The organism is Arthrobacter sp. ok909 (assembly GCF_900104405.1).
GTDB lineage: Bacteria > Actinomycetota > Actinomycetes > Actinomycetales > Micrococcaceae > Arthrobacter > Arthrobacter humicola.
This window is the reverse complement of the sequence record NZ_FNJS01000067.1, coordinates 1-5,608: the sequence shown is the minus strand read 5'-3', so window position 1 is coordinate 5,608 and position 5,608 is coordinate 1. Positions and strand designations below refer to the sequence as shown.

General features: G+C 63.7%; 6 protein-coding genes. 2 read left to right on the top strand and 4 right to left on the bottom strand.

The window, feature by feature from the left end; all coding sequences use genetic code 11:
* Together BLR03_RS23740 and BLR03_RS23735 are read left to right on the top strand one after the other, a co-directional pair.
* Positions 1–405: class II fructose-bisphosphate aldolase (locus tag BLR03_RS23740; protein ID WP_175460690.1), on the top strand; the 405-nt coding region annotated here is incomplete at its 5' end.
* Between the two features lie 299 nt (positions 406–704).
* Positions 705–1,802, top strand: coding sequence for a Gfo/Idh/MocA family protein (locus tag BLR03_RS23735; protein WP_254788685.1), 1,098 nt, complete (start codon positions 705–707; stop codon positions 1,800–1,802).
* Between the two features lie 167 nt (positions 1,803–1,969).
* On the opposite strand, the gene BLR03_RS23730 is transcribed toward BLR03_RS23735, so the two are convergent.
* From BLR03_RS23730 to BLR03_RS23715, 4 genes are all read right to left on the bottom strand, one after another.
* The gene (locus tag BLR03_RS23730) at positions 1,970–2,995 is read right to left on the bottom strand and encodes an ATP-dependent 6-phosphofructokinase (protein WP_091256994.1); all 1,026 of its coding nucleotides are present in this window, start codon (positions 2,993–2,995) and stop codon (positions 1,970–1,972) included.
* Positions 2,996–3,112: 117 nt separating this feature from the next.
* Positions 3,113–3,475, bottom strand: a complete 363-nt coding sequence (locus tag BLR03_RS23725; RefSeq protein ID WP_091256992.1) for a cupin domain-containing protein — start codon at positions 3,473–3,475, stop codon at positions 3,113–3,115.
* Between the two features lie 87 nt (positions 3,476–3,562).
* The gene (locus BLR03_RS23720; RefSeq protein ID WP_091256991.1) at positions 3,563–5,050 is read right to left on the bottom strand and encodes a glyceraldehyde-3-phosphate dehydrogenase; all 1,488 of its coding nucleotides are present in this window, start codon (positions 5,048–5,050) and stop codon (positions 3,563–3,565) included.
* A 219-nt stretch (positions 5,051–5,269) separates the two neighbouring features.
* Positions 5,270–5,608, bottom strand: a 339-nt coding sequence (locus tag BLR03_RS23715; RefSeq protein WP_175460689.1) for an orotidine 5'-phosphate decarboxylase / HUMPS family protein, incomplete at its 5' end; no start/stop codon positions are given.

The following is a 5,608-nucleotide window of genomic DNA, read 5'->3' as shown; positions in this document are numbered from 1 at the left end:
CTGACCTTCGGCAACGTGCACGGCGTGTACAAGCCGGGCGGCGTCAAGCTGCGCCCGGAGATCCTCAAGGACATCCAGGAGCAGGTGGGCGCCAAGATCGGCAAGGCCAACCCGTTCGACCTCGTCTTCCACGGCGGCTCCGGCTCCTCCGAGAAGGAAATCGCCGACGCCGTCTCCTACGGCGTGATCAAGATGAACATCGACACCGACACCCAGTACGCCTACACCCGCCCCGTGGTAGACCACATGTTCCGCAACTACGACGGCGTCCTGAAGGTCGACGGCGAGGTCGGCAACAAGAAGCTCTACGACCCCCGCGTCTGGGGCGCCTCCGCCGAGGCAGGTCTGGCCGCCCGCGTGGTCGAGGCCGCCCAGCAGTTGGGCTCCACCGGCAAGACTTTCTAGTCATGTCCGACGAGTTCCGCAAGAACCTGATGGCGGGACCGTCCCGAGGAGTTCGGTCCGTGGCAGGCGGCCTGGCCGCAGTACCCCGGCACGGGCGACACGACGTGGACCGAATCTATGGAAAGCTTCCAGCCAAGAGGGGTGGGCGACAAGATCCCTCAGGGCTGTACGAACCGAAACCCATCAACCGCGACCGGGCATGGAACCGCCCTATGTTCACGCTGTAACTGCCCGAACTCAAGCCGATGGTCTTATCTACCGCCCTTCGGGGGTAGACAGTCTGCAAAAAGGAGTATTCAGTGAGCGAGAAATTGCGTTGGGGCGTCCTGGGCACCGCCCGGATCGTCCGCAAGACAATTCCGGCGTTGCAGGAAACGAAAAATGGGGAGGTTGTAGGTATTGCGTCCCGCACCGAGGAAAGGGCTAGGGAGTACGCCGACAAGCACGGCGTCCCACAGGCGTTTGGCTCTTATGAGGCGCTGCTCGCTTCCCCGGACATCGACGCTGTCTACATTGCGCTGCCGAATGCCCTGCACCTCAAGTGGATTCTTAGATCCTTGGACGCAGGCAAACACGTCCTCTGCGAAAAACCTTTGGCGATGAGCGCCGCCGAGTGCGAGGAGATTACGCGCAAGGCCGAGGAGACCGGGCTCAAAGTCTTAGAAGGCTTTATGTACCGTTTTCACCCGCGTTTCGAGAAGCTGCAAGAACTGCTCGCGGCCCATGCGGTGGGCAAATTGACTTTTGTCCACGTCGGTCACTCCTTCGATGCGGGCGGGGACGACAACATCCGCTGGTATGCCGGGCTCGGCGGCGGCGCACTTTTCGATACGGGGTGCTACTGCGTCAACGTGAGCCGGATGGTCACGGCCCAGGAGCCGGCTCGAGCCGCCGCCTTTGGCAACTACCGCGACGCCAACGACGGAGGTCGAATCGACACCAGCGTTGCGGGCATGCTCCGCTTTCCTGGCGGCGCAACCGCGCTTTTTGATACCGGAGTGAACCTCGAGCGCCGCAACTTCTTGGAACTCACGGGCACCGAGGGCCGGCTCTACCTCGTCAATCCTTTTGGGCTCCTGGAGGAGGATTCGGTCCTGGAGGAGTATCACTTCGGGCAGGGCACGATCTATCACGAGGTCAAGGGCGAAAACCACTTCGTACGGATGGGCGAACACTTCGCCGACAGCGTCCTAAACGGAACGCCGCTGCGCTACGATCTCACGGACGCGGCAAACAACGCGCGGGTGTTGGAAGCTCTCGACAGGGCAGCACGGAAACAAGAGGGTGCGTCTGAACCGGGACCACATTCTGGCGCTGGGCCGCCACTCGGCGATGGGATTGAGACGGGTTCGTTCGGCGAGCGGCACGGGGCGCATGTAGGGCCCATCTGCTCCTGAGGTTGGCACATAACGCTGTCAACCTCTGGCTGCCGGACAACGGTGGTTGTCGCCATGGGTTCTTGTCCAGCGCTCTAGTGAGGCATTAAGCTCCTGGGCCGACGCCGGCAGGACCTCTGCGGTCCGCGAGGCGATTCCCTCGGCGCCCAGGCCGCCGTGCGACCAGCTCAGCCGAACAGGACTGCGGCTTCGTCGTAACGCTTCTGCGGAACGGACTTCAGCTGGCCCAGGGCCTCCTTGAAGCCCACCTGCTCGATCTCCGTGCCCTTCAGGGCAACCATGGTGCCCCAGAAGCCTTCCACCACAGAGTCGACGGCTGCCATGCCCAGGCGGGTAGCCAAGACACGATCGAAGGCTGACGGCACGCCTCCGCGCTGGATATGGCCCAGAATAGTGGCGCGCGTTTCAATGCCGGTCCGGGCTTCCAGTTCCGGGGCCAGCTGGTCCGCGATCCCGCCGAGCCGGGGCCGCCCAAAGGTATCCAGTCCCCGCTCGGAGTGCGGGGATTCCATATGGTCCGGGACAAACCCTTCGGCCACCACTACCAGTGGTGCGCGGCCTCGAGTGTGGGCTTCCTTCACCCACTGGGCAATCTGCTCGATGCTAACCTTCTGCTCCGGAATGAGGATGGCGTGGGCGCCGGCTGCCATGCCGGCGTGCAGCGCGATCCAGCCCACGTGCCGGCCCATCACCTCCACGATCATGCACCGATGGTGCGATTCTCCGGTAGTCCGCAGCCGGTCGAGGGCCTCGGTGGCGATCTGCACGGCGGTGTCGAAACCGAAGGTGTAGTCCGTGGCGTCAAGGTCGTTGTCTACAGTCTTCGGGACGCCCACGATCTTGAGCCCGGCGTCGGTCAGGCGCTTGGCCGCAGCCAGGGTTCCTTCACCGCCGATGGCGATGATCGCGTCGATGCCCAATCGCTTCATGTGCGCCTTGATGACCTCGGGGCCGCCGCCGTTCTCAAACGGGTTGGTGCGGGAGGTACCAAGGATGGTTCCGCCCTGCTTCGCGATGCCCCGGACCAAAGTGCGGGGAATCTCGATGATGTCGCCCTCAACCACACCGCGCCAGCCGTCCAGGAAGCCCACGAATTCGTGACCATGGATGGCAATGCCCTTCAAGACGGCGCCGCGGATAACGGCGTTTAGACCGGGGCAGTCGCCACCGCTGGTGAGGATTCCAATTTTCATGTTTCGGCTCAAATCATAGGAGAGGGTTTACAGGCAGGACACCACGCAGCGATCACGCGCCAAAACCTACCAGGCCCGGGGTGTACCCCCGGGCCTGGACCGGCAGAGCTTTGGCGGTCAGGGCGTGAAGATCACAAAGAACTTTCTGATCCGTTCCTGGATCTCCCAGGTCCCTCGCCACCCGATGGGAAAGAAGCCGGCGGTTCCGGCCTCCAGTGTGACCGGTTCACCGCCGTCCTCAGTGACCACCATGCGCCCTTCAAGGACGTGAATCACCTCACCGCGCTCCAGAAACTCCCACCGCGAGAGGCCGGGTTCGGCCTCCCAGACTCCAGAGAGGATACGGGAGTCGTCGCTGGTGAAGGGAATGGAAATTCTCGTTGGAATCTCGTCGCCTAGCACCTCAGCCAGGGGAGGGCCGAGCAGGGATTCGTCTAGCTCCCCCGCGAAGAGCTCTGCGGGCTGGAAAGTTTTGCTCATTGGATTTACCTTTCTGCTGCTGCCCGCCGGTAACGTCTCCGGCGGGCAGGTGGTGATGGCCGCGGCCCGGTTGAGCAGCGGTGGAATTTATCCCAGGGCGGCAAGCACCGACATGGCCTCCTCGACGACATCCGTGGCGGGGAAGGACGGCCGCTTCACGCCGGCCATCTGTTCCATGACGCGGACCACCTGGCAGCTGTAGCCGAACTCGTTGTCGTACCAGACGTAGAGGACCAGGTTCTTGTCGTTGGAGATGGTGGCCAGGCCGTCGACGATGCCTGCGCGGCGCGAGCCGACGAAGTCGGTGGAGACCACCTCGGGGGAGTCCATGTAGTCGATCTGCCTGCGCAGCTCCGAGTGCAGTGACATTTGGCGGAGGAAGTTGTTGACCTCGTCCTTGGTGGTGCCGTTTTCCAGGCTCAGGTTCAGGATGGCCAGCGAAACATCCGGGGTGGGGACGCGGATGGAGCTGCCGGTGAGCTTGCCCAGCAGTTCCGGCAGCGCCTTGGCCACGGCCTTGGCGGCACCGGTCTCGGTAATGACCATGTTCAGCGCGGCGGAGCGGCCGCGCCGGTCACCCTTGTGGAAGTTGTCAATCAGGTTCTGGTCATTGGTGAAGGAATGGACGGTCTCCACATGGCCGTGAACCACGCCGAACCTGTCATTTATGGCCTTCAGGACCGGAGTGATGGCGTTGGTGGTGCAGGAGGCCGCGCTGACGATCTTGTCGGCGTCGGTGATCGAGCCATGGTTGATGCCGTGCACGATGTTCTTCAGCTCGCCCTTGCCCGGAGCGGTCAGCAGGACCCGGGAGACGCCGGTGCTCTGCAGGTGCCGGGAAAGGCCTTCGGCGTCACGCCAACGGCCGGTGTTGTCCACCACGAGCGCGTCGTGGATGCCGTACGCGGTGTAGTCCACCGTGGCGGGGTTGTCCGAGTAGATGACCTGGATTTGGACACCGTTGGCCGTGATGGTGTTGGCATCCTCGTTGATCCGGATGGTGCCTTCGAAGGAACCATGCACCGAATCGCGGCGCAGCAGGCTGGCACGCTTGGCGAGGTCGTTGTCCGAGCCGCGGCGCACCACGATGGCGCGCAGCCGCAGGCCGTGGCCGCCGCCGGTCTTTTCGATCAGGAGACGGGCCAGGAGCCGGCCGATGCGGCCGAAGCCGTAGAGCACGACGTCGGTGCTGGTGCGGTTGTCGCCGCCGCGTTTGCCCACGAGCTCGGCGAGTTCCGCGCGGAGGAATTCCTCCAGGGTGGCACCGTTGCCCTTTTCCTTAAATTTTTGGTTCAGCCGGGCGATGTCGATCGAAGCCGGGCCGGGCTCCAGCTGCGCCAAAGTGTTCAGCAGCGGGGCAGTCTCCTCCAGGAGCAATTCGTCCTTGCCGATCCGGCGCGCAAAGCGGTGTGCCTTGAGGATGGTCATGGGGGAGTTGTTGATCAGGCTGCGGCCGTGGATGCTGGTCACCACGTTGTTCTCGCGGTACAGCCGGCCGATCACCGGGATCATGGCCTCGGCGAGGGACTCCCGGCCCATCCACGCATCAAGACAAGAATCTGAGGTTTGTAGCATCGGGCTGCCTTTCCAAAAAAGGGTCGGGTCTGTGGGGGCTTCAGCTCCTGAGATGTTCCAGGAATTTGACGGCTCCTTGCTTAGGTTGTGCCGCCGTGCTGTTTTGGTCCGATGAGATACGGACCGGATGTCCAAGAATGCCCTCATACCCTTCGTCTTGGTCGGAGAGCCGGCCAAGACGGACACCCGTTCGCCGCCGGTCTTTCCGAAGGCGAGGGGTTAGTTGATGGCGTTGCGGAGCTGCTTGGCGGCCAGGGCGGGGTCGGCGGCGCTGTAGATGCCGCCGCCGACGACGGCGACGTCAGCGCCGGCGCGCTGGACGGCTTCGATGGTGGCGAGCTTCACGCCGCCGGCGACGGAGAACGGGACGCGGGCTTCTGCTCCGGCGCTCAGCAGTCCGGTCAGGTCGAAGCCGGGCTTGGCCTGTTCGTCCAGGCCGGCGTGCATCTCGACGAACTTCGCACCCAGGGCGCGGGCTTCCTTGGCGCGGGTGACCTTGTCTGCGACACCGATGAGGTCCACGACGATGCCCTTGTTGTGGGCCTTGGCGGCCTTGAC

What these genes read in the sequence shown, in the direction of transcription:
- BLR03_RS23730 (WP_091256994.1), bottom strand. Translation starts at nt 2,995, where the DNA reads ATGAAAATTGGAATCCTCACCAGCGGTGGCGACTGCCCCGGTCTAAAC.
- BLR03_RS23725 (WP_091256992.1), bottom strand. Translation starts at nt 3,475, where the DNA reads ATGAGCAAAACTTTCCAGCCCGCAGAGCTCTTCGCGGGGGAGCTAGAC.
- BLR03_RS23720 (WP_091256991.1), bottom strand. Translation starts at nt 5,050, where the DNA reads ATGCTACAAACCTCAGATTCTTGTCTTGATGCGTGGATGGGCCGGGAG.